Source organism: Pseudoflavonifractor capillosus, assembly GCF_016902575.1.
Taxonomy (GTDB): Bacteria; Bacillota; Clostridia; order Oscillospirales; family Oscillospiraceae; genus Enterenecus; species Enterenecus capillosus_A.
The window spans coordinates 1-20,588 of the sequence record NZ_JACSNZ010000024.1; the positions used below are offsets into that span (position 1 = coordinate 1).

The following is a 20,588-nucleotide window of genomic DNA, read 5'->3' on the forward strand; positions in this document are numbered from 1 at the left end:
GGGGTGGGAACGGGGGTGTTATCCGGTTTTGTGTCGGTATTGCCCCCCGTGTTGCCGCCGGTACTGCCTGCGGCCCGGTTGACCGTAATGGTGTAGTACTTTTTCGCACCGTTCTCTGCTGTGACCTGGACGGTAACGGTGTTATCGCCCACCTTAAAGTCGCTGTTCCCCCAGTAGACCATCTTGGCCTTCCCGTCCTGGGTCTTTGCATACACCGCCACGCTGGTGGTGGAGTTGGATACCCAGGCCTTGTAGCTGGTGGTGCCGGCGGAGAAGCCGGGGGACAGGGTGCCGGGGCTGATGGACAGGGAGCTGAGGTTGTTGTTGGAAGATGCCGTGGGGGCGGCGTTGATGGTGACGGCAGACTGCCCCATCGTCACCGCCATGGGGTCACCATTTCCGTCTACAATATCATAACTGGCACAGGTGACGGTGGTACTTCCCGTCTTCAGCGCCTTGAAGGTCATGGAAAAGCTCATGTTTCCAGCGGATGTGTTTTCGTTGTCCAAAACCACCATCCCACCGCCGCCGCTGCCATAGCCCAAATTACCCGAGACATACTGTAAATAGCTCTGGTCATAGTTCATGCGAATGGTGGCCCCCGCCACACTGCCGGACACGCTGACATTGATGGTAACATTGTTCCCCACGGTGACGCTGGGGTCGGAAAAGCTTACCCGACACGCCGCTGCCGCCAAGCTCGCAGGGGTAGTCAAGGCCAAAACCATAACCAAGGCCACAAACAAAGCAGCCAGTTTCTGAGAAAAGAATTGTTTCATTGAATTGCTCCCTATTTACTGAGTGATGGGGGTAGTCCCCAGAATATGGTTGCGCACTTTGATACGGTCCGTATTGCTCACCTGTCTATCTTTGTTTACATCTCCAGCCTCAAAATAGACACCCGTAAGCTTGTTGGTCCCCAGCACATGGTTGCGGATCTTAATACGATCCGAATTGGAGATCGTTCCATCTCCATTCACATCTCCATACAGCAGCACCGTCCACTTGGCGTACTGGGTGCCGTTGTCATAGTAGACATATACGGTATCTCCGGTGACCACCTTTTCGCTGTTCCCCTTCACACCTCTGGAGTCACGCACCTGGGCATAACCCCCTTGGATGTTCAGGTTGTTCACAAAGTCAGACACCTTGGTATTCAAAGCGATGCCGGAGACATAGTTGGCCCCGCTCACCGTGTACTTGGGATTTATGGAGAAGTTTCCTTCTCCGGCCTGTCTGGCAATGGTGAGGGTGAAGGTGCGTTTGCTGCCGTTTTCAGCGGTGACGGTGATCTTCACCGTATTGCTGCCCACCTTCAGCGACACGTTCCCCGCTCCGCTGACTTTCGCCTTTCCGTTCTTGGTGGTTGCAGTGATATTGACGGAAGACACGGAGTTGGGCACCACCACGCTGTAATTGGTGGTATCGTTGTTGAAGCTGGGGCTCAGGGAATAGCCGCCCACATTCAAACTGCTCAGGCGGTTGTCGGGGGAGCCGTCCCCGGTGGGTTGTGCGCAGGGAGAGCCGGGCATATTCTTGTACACGGGAATGGAGAACACCAGGGGTGCCTGGCGCAGCTCCTCACTGTACCCGCCGGCCAGACTCAGGCCCTCGGAGGAGGCGCCCCACACGCTGGTCATGTACTGGTTCCAGAAGGGGTTGTCCCCCTGGACGTTGAACCGTTTTAAGTACAGGGTGTCCTGTCCCGCAGCCACATAGCCGTTGGCATAGAACTGGGCGCCGCCGGTAATGGCCTTGGCCCGGCTGTTCCAGGGCCGTCCATTGCTTACGCCGTTTCCACTGGTACCGCCCTTGGCATAGATCAGTCCGTTTTTGATGGCGGTGTTTCCGCCACCAGCCGCTGCACCGATGTTGTAGAAGTTGAAATATCCCTCGTAGCCCGGTACATTTCCGGAAATGCTCTCGCTTTGACCCTTGGTACCCTGCTCCTGGATGATCATAGCCGCCAGCACATAGGGGTTGACCCCCACCTGCTTGCCTGCATCGTAGATCACCTGGGGGTAGTAGATCTTTTTGCCATCGGTGTCGGTGACGGTGGCTTTCAGGAAGGTGCCATCCACCAGCCGCTCCACCCCAGCCACGTTTTGCACGCTGCCGTCGTAGCTCTGGAGAAGGAACTGGAAAATGCTGTTCTTGCTCAAAAAGTTCCGGGGATCCATGTAGTAGGCCACAATCTCCCGAGAAGCAGCCACCCAGCCGCCAGAGTCAAACACGGTCCACACCCCGGTATCCCAGTTGTAAGCCTTGGGGTCGGTGGACTTCCAGCTGGACTTGGAGGTGGACTGCACCAGGCTCTTGCCGATGACCGTCTCCTGATCCACCGCATAGTCCCACTCATACCCGGTGTGGTAGGCTTTGAACACCCACTCGGGGTACATGGCGTGGAGCAGCTTGAGCCCATCCCAATAGGACTCCGGGAAGCCCTGCTGCTTTAAGTAGGCCTCAAACTCCTTGTCGTCTGCGGGAGTACCGATGAGAACAATGTACTGGCTGCTGACGTAGCCCGTGCCGCCGTTGTAGTTAATTTGGTACCACAGAACCCCATTGGAGGCCTTTTTCTCCCCGGTGATGGTGACCACTGTGCCGTCGTAGATCAGACCCAACCGCTTGTATGTGGTTCCTGCCCCCTCTCGGACGCTCAGTCCATCTCCATCTGTACCAGTCACCATGCCGTAGCGTGCGCTGCCGGCGTAACCTGCAACAAAGACAGACAAGACCACCATGCAGGTGAAAAAGACTGCAAGGACTCCTGCCAGCTTTCTGGTTTTCTTCTCCACTCTTCTGCCACTGTGCAACATAGTCTCTCCTTATTCTCCTCCAGACCAGGCCTTTGCCCCAGCAAAGGGCACCGGTCTTCCATATAATTCCATCTTTTAGGGCACACCCTGCCCTTTCATACTATCTCGACACATATTTTATAAAAGTAGCCGCCGTTTGTCAACGGCAGTCAGGCCAGATTGGCGCTCACAGATAGACAAAATAAGGGCAAATATGGATATATTTTCTCTAGGTATTTAGTTCAGCGGCAATGGCATCCACGCAGTGGTCCAGGTAGCAGCGCAGGGGCTGTTCCTGGCCCATGGCGATGCGGATGCCACAGCGGTTGGCGGGGATGAGCACTTTGATGGCGTTGCTGTCCCCCACGGCCTGGGCCATGCGGGGAGAGATCTCTCCCATCAGGCCGTTGGCCATGAGAATGGCCACGGAGCCCACCACAAAGTCCGCCTTTCCCACGTTGAAGATCACCGCATTTTCACCGGTGGCCCCATCCTCGGCGCCGCCTTTGAGCATGGCCTCGGTGGCGGCGGAGTTGGTGCCCACTGCCCGCACATGCACCTGGGGCAGCCGCTCTCTGAGCCGGGACACCAGTGCCTTGCCCATGCCGCCGCCGTGACCATCCACCACCACCACCAGAGGTCTTTGATCTGCCATGAAATTTCCTCCTTATGTTACGCTTTTCCCCATGATACCATATTTCTCCCCTGCTGCCAATGTGTCCGGCTCAGGATTGATTTTCCGGAAAAAATGGTGTAGACTAGCTTGTAATGCAATCATATTCCAGGAGATTTTGTCAGGAGGGAAGCCTATGTCTCATCCCTTTTCCCATTATCAGGAAAGTGCAGCCTATCTTCAGGGGCAGTTGGGCCAGTTTGTACCCAAAGTGGCACTGATTTTAGGCTCCGGACTGGGAGATCTGGCCCAGGAGGTGGAGCATCCTGTGGCTGTTCCCTATGCCGCCATCCCCCACTTCCCCCGCTCCACCGCCCCCGGACATGTGGGGCAGTTGGTGTTTGGCACCCTTTCGGGACGGAATGTGGCGGTGATGCAGGGCCGGGTACACCACTACGAGGGGTACTCCTATGAGGACGTGGCCTACGGGGTGCGGGTGCTGCGGCTGTTGGGATGTGACACCCTGCTGGTGACCAACGCCGCCGGATGCGTCCATGGGGACTGGAACGCCGGGGACATCATGCTCATCACCGACCAGATCAAACTCTCCGGGGAGTCCCCCCTGCGGGGGGAAAATCTCCCCCAGTTCGGGGTGCGCTTCCCCGATGCCTCCCACCTGTACACCCCCCGGCTGCAAGATGTGGCCCGCCGTGTGGCCGCTGGCCTGGGTAGCGTGCTGCGGGAAGGGGTATACTATTACAGCTTCGGACCCCAGTATGAGACTCCCGCCGAGATCCGGGCCATCCGTGCCCTGGGTGGGGATGCGGTGGGCATGTCCACCGCCCCTGAGGTGATCGTAGCCGCCCACTGCGGTATGGAGGTGCTGGGCTTCTCTCTGCTGTCCAATATGGCCGCCGGGATGCTGCCAAAGCCCCTGAGCGAGGAGGAAGTGCTGGAAGCTGGCAAAGCCGCCCGCCACCGCTTCGCTCCCCTGGTGCTGGGCTGTCTGGCTGCGTTGTAAGGAGGAACCCATGTCCGTATTGTTTACCAACGTCACCGCTGTGCTCATGGATGCAGCGGGTACCATATTGAAAAACGGCTATGTCCAGGTGGAGGGCACCTCCATTTCCTATGTGGGCACCCAGCGTCCCCAGGGGGACTTTGAACGGGTGGTGGACTGCTCCGGCAAGGTGATGATGCCCGGCCTGGTCAACGCCCACACCCACCTGCCCATGACCCTGATGCGGGGGTACGGCGGCGGGTGCGACCTGCAAACCTGGCTCCATGACTACATCTTTCCCGCCGAGGGCAAGCTGGATGCCCGGGCCGTGTCCGCCGGGGCTGGGCTGGGTCTGGCGGAGATGATCGCCTCCGGGGTGACCTGTGTGGCGGATATGTATATGTTCACCTCCACCATCGCCCAGGAGATTCTGAATGCCGGCATCAGCGCCAACCTGTCCTGCGGCGGGGTGTACTTCGGGGATCCCGCCCAGTTTGACCCCAACACCTGCGGGGACTGCATCGCCCAGCGGGAACTCACTGACCAGTGGCACGGGGCTGGGGACGGTCAAATCCTCATTGACGCCTCCATCCACGGGGAATACACCTCCTCCGCCCCCCTGTGGGCGTGGATGGCCCAGTTTGCCCACGACCACCATCAGCGGATGCACGTGCATGTGTCCGAGACGGTGTCTGAGCACCAGGCCTGTCTCTCCCGCCACGGCCTGACCCCCATCCAGACCCTGAACCAGTACGGGGTGTGGGACAACGGCGGCATCGCCGCCCACTGTGTGTACACCACCCCGGAGGACTGGGCCATCATGGCAGAACGGGGCGTCACCTGCGTCCACAACCCCTATTCCAACCTGAAATTAGGCTCCGGCATCGCCCCCACCCCCGATATGCTCACTGCCGGGGTGAATGTGGCCCTGGGCACCGACGGGATGTCCTCCCACAACAGCGCAGATCTGTTTGCGGATATGAAACTGGCGGCTCTGCTCCCCAGCGGGGTGCGGTGCGCCCCCGGCGTGGTGTCTCCCTGGCAGGCCCTGGAGATGTCCACCGCAGGCGGCGCCCGGGCGCTGGGCCGTCCCACCGGACAAATCGTGGCAGGCAAGGTGGCAGACCTGATTTTGTTGGACTTCACCGCCCCCAACCTCACCCCCTGCCACGACGTGGTAGAAAATCTGGTCTTTGCCGCCCACGGCTCCAACGTGGTGATGAATATGGCCCGGGGCCGCATCATATATGAAAACGGTACCTTCCACACCCTGGATGTGGAGCGCATCCGGGCCGAGGTGCACAACTATGCCCTCCCCCTCCTGTTCGGTTGACGGAAAACTTGGTGAAAGGTTGAGAATATGACGAATCCCACCTCAAAAAAGAATACATTTTTCGGCGGCGCCGCCATTTTGGCCGCCGGTCTCATCATTGTCAAGCTCATCGGAGCCCTGTACAAAATTCCCCTGGGCAACATTCTGGGGGAGGCCGGCTTTTCCGACTTCAACTCCGCCTACTACATCTACTCCCTGCTCATCACCGTCTCCACCGGCGGCCTGCCGGTGGCCCTGTCCAAGATGATCTCCGAGGCCCACGCTCAGGGCCGGTACAACCAGGTCAACAAGACCTTCCGGGTGGCATTTTCCACCTTCTTCATCCTGGGCACCATCAGCTTCTGCCTGATGTTCTTCTTCCCCAAACAGCTGGCAGGGCTCATCAACAACGAGCAGAGCTGGTACTCCATCCGTGCCCTGGCCCCCGCCATCTTCTTTTTGTGCCCACTGTCCGCCATGCGGGGCTATTTTCAGGGCCACGCCATCATGACTCCCACCGCCGTGTCCCAGATCATCGAGGCTGTGGGCAAGCTGGTCATCGGCCTTTCCCTGGCCACCGCCCTGCTCTCTGCCTCCAGCAATGAATCTCTGGCCGCCTCGGGCGCCATCTGCGGCGTGTCAGTGGGCTGCGGCCTGGGCATGCTGTACACCTTCATCTGCTTCCGGTCCAAGCGTCGGGAGTACCCCGTGGGCAATGACCGCCCCCAGTCCTCCAAAAAGATCTTCAGCACCCTGCTCCAGCTGGCCATCCCCATCACCCTGGGTTCGTCGGTGATCGGCCTTGTCAACCTCATTGACACCAGTATGATTTACGGCCGGCTTCAGGATGCCGCCGGATTCACCTTGCTGCAGGCCCGCTCCCTGAAGGGTGTGTATGACCAGGCTGTGACCCTGTACAACCTGCCCTCCTCCTTCATGGTGCCCATCACCGCCTCCATCATCCCGGCGGTGTCGGCAGCTCAGGCAGTTCACAACCGAAAGCTGGGGGCTCAGATCAGCGAGACCGCCCTGCGCACCACCGCTCTGCTGGCCATTCCCGCCGGTGTGGGCCTGTGTGTGCTCAGCCGTCCCATCATGCGGCTGCTCTACCCCTCCACTGACGTGGAGCTGGGAGGCTGGATTCTGTCCGTTCTGGCCATTGCGGTGGTCTTCGTGTGCTTTATGCTGGTGTGTAACGCCATTATGCAGGCCCACCACCTGGTCATCATCCCCATGATCACCACCATCATCGGCTGCCTGTTCAAGCTGCCCATCAACTACATTCTGGTGGGCAACCGCCAGATCAACATCAAAGGCGCTCCGGTGAGCATCCTGATGTGCTTTGGCCTCATCGCCATTATGGACCTGGTCATCATCAAGCGCACCCTGCCCCGGTCTTTGAGCCTGGTGCGTGCCTTTGGCAAGCCCCTGGTGTCCGCCCTGGTGATGGGTCTTGCAGTGTGGGCCTGCTACGGTCTGGCCTCCTCCTTCCTGTCCGGGGCCGATGGCCTGAGCAATTCCGCCAACGCCGTGGCCACCCTCTTCTCGGTGGCGGTGGGCGGAACGGTGTACCTGGTGCTGGTGGTGGCGCTGCGGGCCATCTCTCCCCAGGATCTCAAGTTTATGCCCAAGGGGGATAAGATCGGCCGCCTGCTGCGCATTACCCCCGCTCGGTGATCTCCCCGCACACAACTTGTTGATACAAAATCCTTGCATTGTAGGTGATATTATGGTAGATTTTTCTTTCAAGGACCATTATAATGTCCAGGATCTGGTAGACATTGTCCGGGTGCTTCGGGCTCCCGGCGGCTGCCAGTGGGACGCCCAGCAGACCCACGAGTCCATCCGCCGCAACTTCCTGGAGGAGGCCTATGAGGTGGCAGAGGCCATCGATCAGAACTCCACCGAGCACCTCCAGGAGGAGCTGGGTGACGTGCTGCTCCAGGTAGTCTTCCACACCTCCATTGAGGAGGATGAGGGTCGGTTCAACCTGGACGACGTGGCCGATGGGGTGTGCAAAAAGCTCATCTTCCGCCATCCCCATGTGTTTGGGGATGTGTCCGTGTCCTCCACCGGGGAGATCCTGGCCAACTGGGAGGAACTGAAAAAGAAGGAGAAGGGCCAGGCCACCCAGGCCGATGCCGTGGATGCCGTGGCCCGCTCTCTCCCCGCACTGTGGCGGGCAGAGAAGGTGCAGAAGAAGGCCGCCAAGGTGGGTTTTGACTGGGACAGCGTAGACGGCGCTGTGGACAAGCTCTCCGAGGAGCTCTGCGAGGTGAAGCAGGCCATTTCCGGCCACGGCGACCCCGCCGAGGAGCTGGGAGATCTGCTCTTTGCCGCCGTCAACGTGGCCCGCTTTTTGAAGGTGGATCCTGAGGATGCCCTTCAGGCTGCCTGTGACAAGTTCGCCGCCCGCTTCCGCCGGGTGGAGGAGGAGGTCACCGCCCAGGGCAAGCAGATGGAGGACATGAGTCTTGCCCAGCTGGACGAGATCTGGAACGCCATCAAGCACGCCCATAAAAACCCCATACCATGAGGAGGAACAACAACATGAACAAAGCCGATCTCATCAACGCCGCCGCTGAAAAAACCGGCCTGTCCAAGAAAGACACCGAGTCCGTGCTCAACGCCGCCCTGGAGTCCATCACCCAGGCCCTGGCCCAGGAGGAGAAGGTGCAGCTGGTGGGCTTTGGCTCCTTTGAGGTGAAGAGCCGTGCCGCCCGCATTGGCCGCAACCCCCACACCAAGGAGCAGATCAACATTCCCGCATCCAAGACCCCTGTGTTCAAGCCTGGCAAGGCACTGAAGGACGCTGTGGCAGAATAAACAAGCTATGGGGGCAGACGGCATGGTCTGCCCCTGTTTTATAGGAGGAAATTTATGCGATTGGATAAGTGGTTGAAGGTGTCCCGGCTCATCAAGCGGCGCACTGTGGCCAACGAGGCCTGCGACAACGGCCGCATCACCGTGGGCGGGCGCACCGTCAAGGCCTCTTACGAGGTGAAGGCGGGAGATGTGCTGGAGATGAAATTCGGCGAGAAGTCCATCCGGGTGGAAGTACTCTCCACGGCCGACATCGTAGGCAAGGCGGATGCCAGCGCCATGTACCAGCAACTATAAACGCAAAAATGTGGGAATACCCCGAGGTATTCCCACATTTTTTATTTGCAGGCTGACGGATGCTGGGCGTATCATTCTTTGTTTTGGCAGTACCGCCGCACCAGATCCAGAGCGTGGTTGGCCGCCAGCGTGCGCACCCGGTCCCGGCGCTGGGCAGCGCCCCCCAGGTGCAGCTCCACCGCCTCACACCCTTCCGGCGTGGCCAGGGCCACATACACAAGCCCCACTGGGTTGCCCCGCTCATCGCTGTCGGGGCCTGCCACCCCGGTGGTGGACACCGCCAGGTCACACCCCAGCACCCTTCTGGCCCCCTGGGCCATCTGCCGGGCCACTTCGGCGCATACTGCCCCCTGGTCATCCAGCAGCTGCTGGGACACCCCCAGCACCTGGTGCTTGACGGCATTGGTGTAGCTCACCACACCCCCTCGCAGCACCGCCGATGCCCCGGGCACGTCGGTGACCCGCTTGGCGATCAGTCCCCCGGTGCAGCTCTCCGCCGTGCCCAAGGTCAGGCCCTTTCGGGCCAGCAGAGGCACCACTACCTCCTCCAGGGAGGTCACATCCGCCCCGTAGATGATGTCGCCCAACATAGACCGCACATCCTGCTCCACCGGGACGATCATGGCACGGGCCTGCTCCACATTCTCCGCCTTGGCGGTGATGCGCAGCTCCACCTCCCCTTCCTTGGCGTAGGGGGCCAGGGTGGGATTTTGAAGGGCGTTCATCTTGTCCCGCAGCAGCTGCTCCACCCCTGACTCCCCCAGGCCAAAGATGCGCAGAGTGCGGGAGTGGATGACCCCCTGGGTGAGCTGAGCCAGGTAGGGCACCGCCTCCTCCCGGAACATGGGGATGCACTCCCGGGGCGGGCCGGGCAGCATCACCACGTGTACCCCTTCCACACAAAATGCACACCCAGGGGCGGTGCCCCAGTGGTTTTCCAGCACCGTGCACCCCTTTGGCAGATAGGCCTGCTGCAAATTGTTCTCCGTCATGGTGCGCCCCGACTTGGCAAAATAGGCACGGATGCTGGCCTCGCATTGGGGATGGTACTCCAGGGGCAGCCCAAAGGCTCCCGCCACCACCTTCTTGGTCAAATCGTCACAAGTGGGCCCCAGCCCACCGGTGGTGACGAGGATATCCGCCCGACTCCTGGCCACCTCCACGGCCTGTTGCAGCCGCCCGGGATTGTCTCCCACCACCGTGTGGTGATACACATTCAACCCCATGCCGGACAACAGACGGCTTAAGTCGGAGGCGTTGGTATTTAAGGTGTTGCCCAGCAGCAGCTCGGTGCCCACCGCCAGCAATTCCACTCGATGTTCCATGTTGCGTTCCCTCCTGTGGTCTTTGCTGCCATACTAGCCCCACCCACCCCCTGTTGTCAATGCCCCGCATCTTTCCCGCTTTAGTGCATGAGAAAAAAGGCTTGCAATTTCCCCACGGTTGGGATATAATGACCTCACTTCATAAAGCGAGGTTTGCAGTGATGACCCACACTTCCGCCCACAACTTCACGGCTTATTATGGCTTTACTCGATTTACCGGGTACGGCTATTTTGTCATGGAACAACGCGGCATTGAGTGAGCCATTTTGCACCCAGCTTTTGGGGGCAGAATCCAACATACCGAATCGGAACGCTCATTGACGCAAGAGGTGGTCAATGGGCGGTTTTTTATTTTGGAGCTCTCACCCCTGTGTCAGACGTTCCTGACTTCGTAACACAGAAAGGATGAACACACCATGGTTATTGTTATGAAACCCTCCGCCACCCAGGACGCCATCCAGGGTCTGGCCCACCAGCTGGAAGCAGATCACCCCGAAGTACGGGTGAGCATCACCAAAGGCGTAGGCTGCTCGATCCTGGGTCTGGTGGGAGACACCTCCCGCATCGACCAGGACAAGCTCACCATCCACGATGACGTGGATCGGGTGATGCGGGTGCAGGAGCCGTACAAGAAGGCCAACCGCAAGTTCCACCCCGAGGACAGTGCCGTGCGCATTGGAGATGCCGTCATCGGCGGGGGCGGGTTCACCGTCATCGCCGGGCCCTGTTCGGTGGAGAGCCGGGAGCAGATCATTGACGTGGCCCAGTCGGTGAAGGCCTCCGGGGCCTCCCTGCTGCGGGGCGGCGCCTTCAAGCCCCGCACCTCCCCCTACGCCTTCCAGGGCATGGGCACTCCCGGCCTGGATCTGCTGCTGGAGGCCAAGGCGGAGACTGGGCTGCCCATCGTCACCGAGCTGATGAGTCCCAAGTACTGCGAATTGTTCGAGGAAAAGGTGGATGTGGTGCAGATCGGTGCCCGAAACATGCAGAACTTCGACCTGCTCAAAGAGGTGGGCAAGATGTCCAAGCCCATTTTGCTCAAGCGTGGCCTGGCCAACACCTACGAGGAGTGGATCATGTCGGCAGAGTACATCATGGCCTCGGGCAACGAGAATGTGATTTTGTGTGAGCGGGGCGTGCGCACCTTTGAGACCTACACCCGTAACACCCTGGATCTGTCCGCCATCCCCGCCATCCGCCGCATGAGCCACCTGCCCATCGTGGTGGATCCCTCCCACGCCGCCGGCATGTACTGGATGGTGGAGCCTCTGGCCATGGCAGCCGCCGCTGTGGGGGCTGACGGGCTGATGATCGAGGTGCACAACAACCCCGCCTGTGCCAAGTGCGACGGTCAGCAGTCCCTGACCCCTGAGAAGTTCCGCCGCCTCATGGACAAGGTGACCCCCCTGGTGGAGCTGATGGGTAAGACACTCACCTAATATACAAAGAGAGAGGAGCATGAGCCATGGCTATCTTAGAGCGCACCCTCACAGGAGATTTTGACCAGGTTCTCCACAAACTCCACAACGCCATTTTAGATGGCAGTATGTCCGCCTCCTTTGAAAACGGAAACGACTACATGATGGGAGACACCCACTGTGCCGTGCGGGTGTACGAGCGGTACAGCTACACAGGGGACAACCGGGTCGCCCTGTGTCTCATGCTCACCGGACTGGGCGACCAGCTGCGCCTCACCGCCATCACCGCCGGCGGCAGTCAGGCCATGTTCTTCAAAATCAACACCTGGGGCGAGGAGGCCTTTTTGGACACTCTGGCCCAGGCCGTAGACAAACTCTGAGAGGAGAGAACCCCCATGCGCACCCTCACCGTCCCCCTTCCCGGGAGGGAATATGATATTCTCATTCACCACGGCCTGCTCCCCGGTGCCGGGGGCCACATCCGCTCCCTGCTCCCCCGTGCCCGCAAGGCCGCCCTGGTCACAGACTCCAACGTGGCCCCTCTGTATGGGCAGACTGTGGCGGATAGCCTGACCCAGGCGGGCTTCCAGGTGGAGACCTTTGTGGTGCCCGCCGGAGAGCAGAGCAAGTGTCCCGCCCAGCTGGCAGATTTGTGGAGCGGCTTTGCCCGCTTTGGCCTCACCCGCACCGACTGTGTGGTGGCCCTGGGGGGCGGCGTGGTGGGAGATCTGGCGGGCTTTGCCGCCGCCACCATCCTGCGGGGTGTGCCCCTCATTCAAATCCCCACCACTCTCCTGGCCCAGGTGGATTCTTCGGTGGGCGGGAAAGTGGCGGTTGACCTGCCAGAGGGGAAAAACCTGGCGGGCACCTTTTACCAGCCCCGGCTGGTGCTCATGGACCCCGATGCCCTCACCACCCTGCCCGATGAGACCTTTGCCGACGGCATGGCGGAGGTCATCAAGTACGGGTGCATCGCAGACGGAACCTTCCTGGAATTTCTCGCCCAGCACCCCACCCGCTCCGCCATTATGGAGCGCATCGGCCATGTGCTCCACACCTGCTGCCGCATCAAGGCAGAGGTGGTGGGGGAGGACGAGCTGGACGTGGGTCGGCGGATGATATTGAACTTCGGCCACACCCTGGGCCACGCCTACGAGCTGGCGGGCCACTATCGGGACTACACCCACGGGCAGGGGGTAGCTGCCGGCATGGTGCGGGCTGCCGAGCTGGGGGTGTCCCTGGGACTCACCCCCGCCCACCTCCCCGGTGCCATTGCCCAGCTGGTACAGGCCTTCCACCTGCCCACCGCCATTCCCTGCTCCCAGGCAGACTACGCCGCTGCCATCGGTTTGGACAAGAAGGGGGCGGGCTCCTCCATCTCCCTGATTCTCTTAGACCGTCCCGGCCATGCCCTGGCCTATCCCATTGCCAAGCAGCAGCTGCTGGACATGCTATAACGAGGTATCTCTATGAACGTCACCATCACCCCCACAAAGCTCCACGGTCCCGTCACGCCGCCCCCCTCCAAAAGCCAGGCTCACCGGCTCATCATCGCCGCCGCCCTGGCAGGAGGGGAGAGCGTGCTCCAAAACGTGGCCCAGTCCCAGGACATTCTGGCCACCATCCGGTGTATGGAAGCCCTGGGCGCCTCTTTTACCTGGAACGGCTCCACCCTCACCGTCCACGGCCTTTCCATGAACCGCTCCTTTGACCAACTTCCCCACCTGGACTGCGGGGAGTCCGGCTCCACCCTGCGCTTTCTCATCCCCATCGCCTTAGCGGTGGCAGGGGGCGGGGTGTTTACCGGCCAGGGGCGGCTGATGGAACGGCCCCAGAAGCCCTACTTTGACCTGTTTGACGCCAAAGGCATCTCCTACACCCTGGAAGACGGGGTGCTGACGGTGCAGGGCCACCTCCCCGCCGGGGACTACCCTCTGCCGGGGAATGTGTCCAGCCAGTTTGTCACCGGACTGCTCTACGCCCTGCCCCTGGTGGAGGGCACCTCCACCATCACCCTCACCTCCCCCCTGGAGTCGGAGGGGTACGTGGACATGACCCGGGACGCCCTCACCGCCGCTGGCATCCACCTGGACGGGTACACCATCCCCGGCGGGCAGCACTACTCCCCCATTCGGGGCAGTGTAGAGGCAGACTGGTCCCAGGCGGGCTTTTTCTACGCCGCTTTGGGTCTGGGCAACCAGTTGGACATTCAGGGGTTAAATCCCTATTCCAAGCAGGGCGACCAGCGTATGGTGGGCTTTTATGAAACCCTCACCGGGCCAGAGACGGACATCACCCTGGACGTGAGCCAGTGCCCCGACCTGGTGCCCCCGCTGGCGGCACTGTGTGCAGGCATGGCGGGCAAAACCTGCCACATTGTGGGGGCGGCCCGGCTGCGCATCAAGGAGAGTGATCGTCTGGCCACCACCTCCCAGGTGCTCACCGCCCTGGGGGCCAACGTGGAAGAGCTGGCAGAGGGTCTGACCATCCACGGCGTAGCCCAGTTTGACGGCGGGGTCACCGTCCCCTGTCACAACGACCACCGCATCGCCATGATGGCGGCGGTGGCTGCCACCCGGTGCATCCGCCCCATCACCCTGACAGGAGCTCAGTGCGTGGCCAAGTCCTTCCCCGACTTCTGGGAGGTCTACACCCAGCTGGGCGGCAACATCACAAAAAGCGAGGAAACTCTATGAAATATACCATTTTTGGCGAATCCCACGGCCCCGCCATTGGGGTGACACTCACTGGGGTACCTGCGGGGCTTACCCTGGACTGGGATGCCATTCAAAAGGATATGGCCCGCCGTGCCCCCGGCAAGTCCCCCCTGGCCACCGCCCGGCGTGAGGCAGATGAGGTGCAGGTGCTCTCCGGGGTGTTTGAGGGCAAGACCACCGGCTCTCCCCTGTGCGCCATGATCGCCAACACCGACACCCGAAGCGGCGACTACTCCCGCACCCGTGACCTGGCCCGGCCCGGTCACGCCGACTACCCCGCCCATGTGCGCTACCAGGGCTGCAACGACTACCGGGGCGGCGGCCATTTCTCCGGGCGGCTCACCGCCCCCCTGGTGTTTGCCGGGGCCATTGCCAAGCAGATTCTGGCCCAGCGTGGCATCTTCGTGGGTGCCCACATCAGCTCCATCTATGGGGTCAACGACGAGGCTCTGGAAGATTGGGAAACCCTGAAGGGGGTAGCGGACAAGGACTTCCCGGTGCTGGACGACGCCAAGGGCCAGGAAATGCAGGAGGCCATTTTGGAGGCCAAGGAAGAGCAGGACTCTGTGGGTGGTTCCATTGAGTGCGGGGTGTTCGGGCTCCCCGCCGGATACGGCTCCCCCGACTTCGGGGAGAATGCCGAAGGCATCTTCTCCCAGTACCTGTTTGCCGTCCCGGCGGTGAAGGCTGTGGCCTTCGGGGCTGGCACCGCCTTCTCCCTGATGCGTGGCTCCGAGGCCAACGACCCCCTATATGTGGATGAGAACGGCAACGTGGGCGCCGAGCAAAACTGCGCCGGGGGCATCAATGGCGGCATCACCAACGGGATGCCTCTGGTGTTCGAGGTGACCATGCGCCCCACCCCCTCCATCGGCCGTACCCAGTTCACCATTGACATGGCACGTATGGAGAACGCAGAATTGGAGTTGCAGGGCCGACACGATCCCTGCGTGGTGCCCAGAGCCGTTCCGGTCATCGAAGCCGCCGCCGCTCTGGCCGCCTGCCAGCTGCTGGGAATCTAGTCCCACGCCCCCAGAGGTGTGGGAAGTGAAGAGTGCATAGAGAAACAGTATGGTGTGCCGCATAGCGGCACGGATTTTCATTGGAGGCCATTCCCATGGACGAATTGCAGCATTTGAGAGATGAAATTGACGGCATTGACCGTCAGATGGTGGACTTGTTCCGCCAGCGCATGGCGGTCACCGCCCAGGTGGGCCGCTACAAGCTGGAGCGGGGTTTGCCGGTGCTGGACGCTGAGCGGGAGCGGCAGGTGCTGCAAAACAAGGCCCAACTGGTGGAGGGGGAGCTGAAACCCGGGGTGACCACCCTCTTTCAGACCATCATGTCCATCTCCCGCCGCCAGCAGCGGGACATGACCCGGGAGGGGGCGGACAACCCCGGTCTGCCCCGGCTGCTCCACGCCATGGCGGGCATCCGTCCCCCAGTGGAATCCCCCCGGGTGGTGTACCAGGGTGTGGGCGGTGCGTACAGCGAGCAGGCCTGCCTGAACTTCTTTGGGGAAGGGGTGCAGGCCACGGGGCTGGAGCAGTTTGAGGACGCCTTTCTGGCCCTGAAAGAGGGGACGGCGGACTATGCCGTGCTCCCCATCGAAAACAGCTCCACCGGCGCCATCCGCCAAATTTACGATCTGCTCACCCAGTACCAGTTTTTCATTGTGGGCGAGACCACGGTGAAGGTGGAGCATTGCCTCATGGCACTGCCCGGGGCCACTCTGGACACCATCACCCACGTCTACTCCCACGAGCAGGGCCTCTTCCAAAGCGAGCAGTTTTTGAACCGCTACCCCCACTGGAAGCGGGTGCCTCAGGCGGACACCGCCGGGTCAGCCCAGATGGTGGCTCAAAGCGGCGATGTGACCAAAGCCGCCGTGTGCTCTGCCCGGGCCGCTGAGCTTTACGGGCTGAACATCCTGGCCCGGAGCATCAACCACAACTCCCACAATACCACCCGCTTTGTGGTGGTCTCCCCCCGCATGGAGCTGCGGGAGGGGGCGGACAAAATCAGCACCGTCTTTCTCCTCCCCCACCAGGCAGGCTCCCTCCACGAGGTCCTCACCATCTTTGCCGTCCACGGGCTGAATATGGTCAAGCTGGAGTCCCGGCCCATGCCGGAGCGCAGCTGGGAATACATGTTCTTTTTGGAGTTCACCGGCAGTCTCAACACCCCCGAAATTGCCGATGTGCTCCATGAGTTATCTCAAACCACCGGAGACTTTCGGATCCTTGGAAACTTTGTGTCGAATTTGGAGGGATAGAGATGAAGAATATTATCCTCATTGGCATGATGGGCTGTGGAAAAACTACCGTGGGACAGCTGCTGGCCCAGCAGCTGGGCCGTCCCTTCGTGGACTGCGACGCCCTCATTGAGGGCAACTCCGGGCGCACCATTGCGGAGATTTTCGCCCAGGACGGGGAGCGTGGCTTCCGCTCCCTGGAAAGCCAGGTTCTGGAGCAGGTGGGGGGCCAGGACGGTCTGGTCATCGCCACCGGCGGCGGAGCGGTGCTGTCGAGAAAAAATGTGGCTTCCCTGCGCCGCAACGGCATTTTGGTCTTCCTGGACCGACCCATTGGTGAGATCTGCGCCACCCTGGACATCCAGGGCCGTCCCCTGGCTCAGGATGGGCACGAGGCCTTTGCGGAGCGGCACCTCCACCGCCTGCCCCACTACCTCACCGCAGCGGACGTGGTGGTACACAACTTTTCCACACCGGAAAGCACGGTTGCGGAAATTTTAGAGGGCATCTCCCACCTGGGCAAAAAGTTCCTCATTCTCAACGGCCCCAACCTGAACCTGTTGGGTCGGCACAATCCGGAGCTCAGTGGCCACGAGAGCTATTCCTCCCTGTGCGCCATGATTCAGCGCTACGCCACAGAGCACAACTCCACCGCCACCTGCTTCCAATCCAACCACGAGGGGGCCATCATCGACCAGATCCACGCCGCCGAAGGGGTGTATGACGCCATCATCATCAATCCCGGCGCCTATGCCCATTACAGCTACGCCATTGCCGATGCCCTCCGGGGGGTGGACATCCCCGCCTTTGAGGTGCACATCGGCAACATCCACACCCGGGAGTCCTTCCGCACCCTGTCCGTCACGGCGGAGGCCTGTGTGGGCCAGCTCCACGGCCAGGGGTTTGAGGGCTATCTGCGGGCCATGGACTACTTCCTCCAGGGAGGGCAATGACCATGCTGCAAGTCATCGGCGATCCCGTTCTCCACTCCAAATCCCCCCTCATTCACACCACCATGCTGGACTACCTGGGTCTGGACATCTCCTATACCCCCCATGTGGTGAAAAAAGGGGAGCTGTCCCAATACTTGGCCTTTGCCAAAGCCCATGGGGTCACCGGCTTCAACGCTACCATGCCCCATAAAGAGGATTTGATTCCCCTGGTGGATGAATTGGGGCAGGATGCACAGCGGTGCGGGGCGGTGAACACGGTGTGTTTCCGCAACGGCAAATGGATCGGCCACAACACCGACGGGGAGGGCTGTCTGGCCGCCCTCCAGGCCCAGGGCCTTTGGCCTGCCCGGGGTGTGGTGATCCTGGGTGCGGGGGGAGCGGCCAAAGCGGTGGCCCTGCGCCTGGCCCGGGAACAGGCTGGCCCCATCTGGGTATGCAACCGCACCCTGTCCAAGGCCCAGCAGCTGTGCCAGCTGGATCCCGCCGGGGTGCTCATCCCTGCGGGCTTTGATCCAGACACCCTCACCCAACTGTGCGCTCAGGCCCAGCTGGTGGTCAACTGCACCAACCTGGGCATGGCAGGGTGCGCCGGGCAGTTTCCGGACTTCTCCTTTCTGGACGCTCTGCCCCAAGGGGCGGGGGTCATGGATCTCATCTACCACCCTGCCCAGACTCAGCTGCTCCAGCAGGCCCAGTCCAAGGGTCTGAAGACGTGCAACGGCCTGCCCATGCTGGTGTATCAGGCCATCTTTGCCCTGGAATACTTCTTGGATCGCACCCTCCCCAAGGAGGAGCTGGCACAAGCTGTTTTTTCCAAATTGGCACAGGCTTTGGCGGAATAGACAGACATCTTTATAACTTCATATCCATATACGATCCCTCTTTGGTTCGCTTTCTCCCTGTGTCAACGGTATGCCGGGGCAAGCAGACCAAAGGGGGATCGCTGTATTTCCGCAGACTGGCAGCGGACTTCACAAGGGCGGAGCCTTTGGCCAGCCCTGCTCCCCCTTCCTTGACGGGTGGCATCGGTTGGGTTATAATTAAAATGAAATGATATGCTCATATAAAAGTAGGTGCAACCATGGCAAAAGTCACTTCTAAGACAACATATGACAACCAATCCATTTCCTCCCTGAAAGGCCCTGACCGGGTGCGGAAACGCCCCGGGGTCATCTTTGGCTCCGACGGGCTGGACGGATGCCAGCACGCCGTGTTCGAGATCCTCTCCAACGCCATCGACGAGGCCCGGGAGGGCCACGGCAGTCAGATCATCGTCACCCGCTACCAGGACCACTCCATTGAGGTGGAGGACTTTGGCCGGGGATGCCCGGTGGACTGGAACGAGGCAGAGGGCAAGTACAACTGGGAACTGGTGTTCTGCGAGCTGTACGCTGGAGGTAAGTACAAAAACGGGGATGGGGACAACTACGAGTACTCCTTAGGGTTAAACGGCCTGGGCTCCTGCGCCACCCAGTACGCCTCCCGGTACTTTGATGCCACCATCTACCGGGACGGCTTCAAATACACCCTCCACTTTGAGCGGGGCGAGCTGGTGGGAGAGATGGGCAAAGAGCCTGCCGACCGGAAAAAGACAGGCTCCAAGTTCCGGTGGCTGCCTGACCTGGACGTGTTCACCGACATTGACATCCCCCTGGAGTATTTCACCGATACCCTCAAGCGCCAGGCGGTGGTGAATGCTGGGGTCACCTTCCGTCTCCGCAACCAGGTGGGGGGCAAATTCGAGACCACGGATTTCCAGTACGAAAACGGCATCATCGACTATGTCACCGAGCTGGCTGGGGAACAGACCCTCACCGCCCCCGTGTTCTGGCAGACGGAGCGACGTGGCCGGGATCGGGCAGACAAGGCAGATTACAAGGTGAAGCTGTCTGTGTCCTTCTGCTTCTCCAACACCGTCAACCTGGTGGAACACTACCACAACTCCTCCTGGCTGGAGTATGGCGGCGCCCCGGAAAAGGCCATGCGCTCCGCCTTTGTCTCCGCCATTGACGGCTGGCTCAAGCAAAACGGCAAATACCAAAAGAGCGAGTCCAAGATCACCTGGGCGGACATCCAGGACTGTCTGGTGCTGGTGAGCAACAACTTCTCCACCCAGACCAGCTATGAAAACCAGACCAAAAAGGCCATCACCAACAAGTTTGTCCAGGAGGCCATGACCGAGTTCCTCCGCTCCCAGCTGGAGGTCTACTTCATTGAAAATCCCTTTGATGCGGAAAAAATCGCCGGGCAAGTGCTCATCAACAAGCGCTCCCGGGAGACCGCCGAAAAGACCCGCCTGGGCATCAAAAAAAAGCTCTCCGGCTCGGTGGATATCTCCAACCGGGTGCAGAAGTTTGTGGACTGCCGCACCAAGGACGTGTCCAGACGAGAACTGTATATCGTGGAGGGCGACTCCGCTCTGGGCGCCTGTAAGCTGAGCCGAGACGCTGAGTTCCAGGGCATCATGCCCGTTCGAGGGAAAATCCTCAACTGTTTGAAGGCGGATTACGCCAAAATTTTCAAAAGCGAGATCATCACCGACCTTTTGAAGGTGATGGGCTGTGGCGTGGAGGTCAAGGACAAGCACGTCAAGGACCTGTCCGCCTTCGACCTGTCCGCCCTGCGGTGGAACAAGATCATCATCTGTACCGATGGTGATGTGGACGGCTTCCAGATTCGCACCCTCATCCTCACCATGCTCTACCGCCTCACCCCCACCCTCATTCAGGAGGGGTATGTGTTCATCGCCGAGTCCCCCCTGTACGAGATCACCTGCAAGGAAAAGACCTGGTTTGCCTACTCTGACCGGGAAAAGATGGAGATTTGCCAGCAGCTGGAGGCAGAGAAGAAGAAGTACGATTTGCAGCGCTCCAAGGGTCTTGGTGAGAACGAGCCGGATATGATGTGGCTGACCACCATGAGCCCGGACACCCGACGGCTCATTAAGGTGATGCCCGAGGACGTGGAGCGTACCGCCCAGGTCTTTGACCTGCTGCTGGGGGACAACCTCCAGGGCCGCAAGGATCACATTGCGGAAAACGGCTATAAATACTTGGATATGGCGGATATTTCATAAAA

The 20,588-nt window shown here is 60.6% G+C and carries 19 protein-coding genes and 1 pseudogene; 16 read left to right on the forward strand and 4 right to left on the reverse strand.

Annotated elements, in window-relative coordinates; translation table 11 throughout:
* The 3 genes from H9X86_RS08135 to H9X86_RS08145 form a co-directional block, all read right to left on the reverse strand.
* Window positions 1-779, reverse strand: a 779-nt coding sequence (locus H9X86_RS08135) for a cadherin-like beta sandwich domain-containing protein (RefSeq protein WP_204901041.1), incomplete at its 3' end; no start/stop codon positions are given.
* 15 nt (window positions 780-794) lie between these two features.
* On the reverse strand, window positions 795-2,819 hold the full coding sequence (locus tag H9X86_RS08140) for an SH3 domain-containing protein (RefSeq protein WP_204901042.1): 2,025 nt from the start codon (window positions 2,817-2,819) through the stop codon (window positions 795-797).
* 208 nt (window positions 2,820-3,027) lie between these two features.
* Window positions 3,028-3,453, reverse strand: coding sequence for a DUF3842 family protein (locus H9X86_RS08145; RefSeq protein ID WP_204901043.1), 426 nt, complete (start codon window positions 3,451-3,453; stop codon window positions 3,028-3,030).
* A 154-nt stretch (window positions 3,454-3,607) separates the two neighbouring features.
* On the opposite strand from H9X86_RS08145, the gene H9X86_RS08150 reads away from it, so the two are divergent.
* Genes H9X86_RS08150 through H9X86_RS08175 form a run of 6 tightly spaced genes read left to right on the forward strand, consistent with a single transcriptional unit; the run spans window position 3,608 to window position 8,843 of the window.
* Entirely contained in the window at window positions 3,608-4,432 is an 825-nt protein-coding gene (locus H9X86_RS08150) for a purine-nucleoside phosphorylase (RefSeq protein WP_204901044.1), read from the forward strand.
* Between the two features lie 10 nt (window positions 4,433-4,442).
* On the forward strand, window positions 4,443-5,744 hold the full coding sequence (locus tag H9X86_RS08155) for an amidohydrolase family protein (protein ID WP_204901045.1): 1,302 nt from the start codon (window positions 4,443-4,445) through the stop codon (window positions 5,742-5,744).
* Between the two features lie 27 nt (window positions 5,745-5,771).
* Window positions 5,772-7,400: a putative polysaccharide biosynthesis protein gene (locus H9X86_RS08160; RefSeq protein ID WP_204901046.1), complete on the forward strand. Its 1,629-nt coding sequence runs from the start codon at window positions 5,772-5,774 to the stop codon at window positions 7,398-7,400.
* A 52-nt stretch (window positions 7,401-7,452) separates the two neighbouring features.
* Window positions 7,453-8,259, forward strand: coding sequence for a nucleoside triphosphate pyrophosphohydrolase (gene mazG / locus H9X86_RS08165; protein ID WP_204901047.1), 807 nt, complete (start codon window positions 7,453-7,455; stop codon window positions 8,257-8,259).
* Window positions 8,256-8,549 carry a non-specific DNA-binding protein Hbs gene (hbs, locus tag H9X86_RS08170; protein WP_275962443.1) on the forward strand — a complete coding sequence of 98 codons (294 nt, stop codon included), beginning with the start codon at window positions 8,256-8,258 and terminating at the stop codon, window positions 8,547-8,549. Before mazG ends, hbs begins: the two co-directional genes overlap by 4 nt.
* A gap of 54 nt (window positions 8,550-8,603) precedes the next feature.
* Window positions 8,604-8,843, forward strand: coding sequence for an RNA-binding S4 domain-containing protein (locus H9X86_RS08175; protein WP_204901049.1), 240 nt, complete (start codon window positions 8,604-8,606; stop codon window positions 8,841-8,843).
* A 71-nt stretch (window positions 8,844-8,914) separates the two neighbouring features.
* Here the strand turns inward: H9X86_RS08175 and H9X86_RS08180 are convergent, their stop codons facing one another.
* Window positions 8,915-10,168 (reverse strand): competence/damage-inducible protein A, encoded by a 1,254-nt coding sequence (locus H9X86_RS08180; protein WP_204901050.1) that lies wholly within the window; start codon window positions 10,166-10,168, stop codon window positions 8,915-8,917.
* A 416-nt stretch (window positions 10,169-10,584) separates the two neighbouring features.
* On the opposite strand from H9X86_RS08180, the gene aroF reads away from it, so the two are divergent.
* The 10 genes and pseudogenes from aroF (at window position 10,585) to H9X86_RS08225 (ending at window position 20,586) form a co-directional block, all read left to right on the forward strand.
* Entirely contained in the window at window positions 10,585-11,607 is a 1,023-nt protein-coding gene (gene aroF, locus H9X86_RS08185; protein WP_204901051.1) for a 3-deoxy-7-phosphoheptulonate synthase, read from the forward strand.
* A 26-nt stretch (window positions 11,608-11,633) separates the two neighbouring features.
* Complete coding sequence (locus H9X86_RS08190) at window positions 11,634-11,966, forward strand: DUF6054 family protein (RefSeq protein WP_204901052.1); 333 nt, start codon at window positions 11,634-11,636, stop codon at window positions 11,964-11,966.
* A 15-nt stretch (window positions 11,967-11,981) separates the two neighbouring features.
* The gene (gene aroB, locus H9X86_RS08195) at window positions 11,982-13,043 is read left to right on the forward strand and encodes a 3-dehydroquinate synthase (protein WP_204901053.1); all 1,062 of its coding nucleotides are present in this window, start codon (window positions 11,982-11,984) and stop codon (window positions 13,041-13,043) included.
* Between the two features lie 12 nt (window positions 13,044-13,055).
* A complete protein-coding gene (locus H9X86_RS08200) occupies window positions 13,056-14,282 on the forward strand; it encodes a 3-phosphoshikimate 1-carboxyvinyltransferase (RefSeq protein ID WP_204901054.1) in 1,227 nt (408 codons plus the stop codon).
* The gene (gene aroC, locus H9X86_RS08205; protein ID WP_204901055.1) at window positions 14,279-15,325 is read left to right on the forward strand and encodes a chorismate synthase; all 1,047 of its coding nucleotides are present in this window, start codon (window positions 14,279-14,281) and stop codon (window positions 15,323-15,325) included. Before H9X86_RS08200 ends, aroC begins: the two co-directional genes overlap by 4 nt.
* Before the next feature lie 95 nt (window positions 15,326-15,420).
* On the forward strand, window positions 15,421-16,578 hold the full coding sequence (locus tag H9X86_RS08210) for a bifunctional chorismate mutase/prephenate dehydratase (RefSeq protein ID WP_204901056.1): 1,158 nt from the start codon (window positions 15,421-15,423) through the stop codon (window positions 16,576-16,578).
* 2 nt (window positions 16,579-16,580) lie between these two features.
* A pseudogene (locus tag H9X86_RS13115) lies at window positions 16,581-17,048 on the forward strand (shikimate kinase); the annotation flags it as partial.
* Between the two features lie 24 nt (window positions 17,049-17,072).
* Window positions 17,073-17,510, forward strand: a complete 438-nt coding sequence (locus H9X86_RS13120) for a type II 3-dehydroquinate dehydratase (protein ID WP_243416897.1) — start codon at window positions 17,073-17,075, stop codon at window positions 17,508-17,510.
* Between the two features lie 2 nt (window positions 17,511-17,512).
* A complete protein-coding gene (gene aroE, locus H9X86_RS08220) occupies window positions 17,513-18,352 on the forward strand; it encodes a shikimate dehydrogenase (protein WP_204901058.1) in 840 nt (279 codons plus the stop codon).
* A gap of 239 nt (window positions 18,353-18,591) precedes the next feature.
* Window positions 18,592-20,586, forward strand: coding sequence for a DNA gyrase/topoisomerase IV subunit B (locus H9X86_RS08225; RefSeq protein ID WP_204901059.1), 1,995 nt, complete (start codon window positions 18,592-18,594; stop codon window positions 20,584-20,586).
* Window positions 20,587-20,588: the final 2 nt, after the last annotated feature.

What these genes read in the sequence shown, in the direction of transcription:
- H9X86_RS08140 (WP_204901042.1), bottom strand. Translation starts at nt 2,819, where the DNA reads ATGTTGCACAGTGGCAGAAGAGTGGAGAAGAAAACCAGAAAGCTGGCA.
- H9X86_RS08150 (WP_204901044.1), top strand. Translation starts at nt 3,608, where the DNA reads ATGTCTCATCCCTTTTCCCATTATCAGGAAAGTGCAGCCTATCTTCAG.
- H9X86_RS08190 (WP_204901052.1), top strand. Translation starts at nt 11,634, where the DNA reads ATGGCTATCTTAGAGCGCACCCTCACAGGAGATTTTGACCAGGTTCTC.
- mazG (WP_204901047.1), top strand. Translation starts at nt 7,453, where the DNA reads ATGGTAGATTTTTCTTTCAAGGACCATTATAATGTCCAGGATCTGGTA.
- aroE (WP_204901058.1), top strand. Translation starts at nt 17,513, where the DNA reads ATGCTGCAAGTCATCGGCGATCCCGTTCTCCACTCCAAATCCCCCCTC.
- H9X86_RS08175 (WP_204901049.1), top strand. Translation starts at nt 8,604, where the DNA reads ATGCGATTGGATAAGTGGTTGAAGGTGTCCCGGCTCATCAAGCGGCGC.
- H9X86_RS08160 (WP_204901046.1), top strand. Translation starts at nt 5,772, where the DNA reads ATGACGAATCCCACCTCAAAAAAGAATACATTTTTCGGCGGCGCCGCC.
- aroF (WP_204901051.1), top strand. Translation starts at nt 10,585, where the DNA reads ATGGTTATTGTTATGAAACCCTCCGCCACCCAGGACGCCATCCAGGGT.
- H9X86_RS08145 (WP_204901043.1), bottom strand. Translation starts at nt 3,453, where the DNA reads ATGGCAGATCAAAGACCTCTGGTGGTGGTGGTGGATGGTCACGGCGGC.
- H9X86_RS08210 (WP_204901056.1), top strand. Translation starts at nt 15,421, where the DNA reads ATGGACGAATTGCAGCATTTGAGAGATGAAATTGACGGCATTGACCGT.
- H9X86_RS08180 (WP_204901050.1), bottom strand. Translation starts at nt 10,168, where the DNA reads ATGGAACATCGAGTGGAATTGCTGGCGGTGGGCACCGAGCTGCTGCTG.
- aroB (WP_204901053.1), top strand. Translation starts at nt 11,982, where the DNA reads ATGCGCACCCTCACCGTCCCCCTTCCCGGGAGGGAATATGATATTCTC.
- aroC (WP_204901055.1), top strand. Translation starts at nt 14,279, where the DNA reads ATGAAATATACCATTTTTGGCGAATCCCACGGCCCCGCCATTGGGGTG.
- H9X86_RS08200 (WP_204901054.1), top strand. Translation starts at nt 13,056, where the DNA reads ATGAACGTCACCATCACCCCCACAAAGCTCCACGGTCCCGTCACGCCG.
- hbs (WP_275962443.1), top strand. Translation starts at nt 8,256, where the DNA reads ATGAGGAGGAACAACAACATGAACAAAGCCGATCTCATCAACGCCGCC.
- H9X86_RS08155 (WP_204901045.1), top strand. Translation starts at nt 4,443, where the DNA reads ATGTCCGTATTGTTTACCAACGTCACCGCTGTGCTCATGGATGCAGCG.
- H9X86_RS08225 (WP_204901059.1), top strand. Translation starts at nt 18,592, where the DNA reads ATGGCAAAAGTCACTTCTAAGACAACATATGACAACCAATCCATTTCC.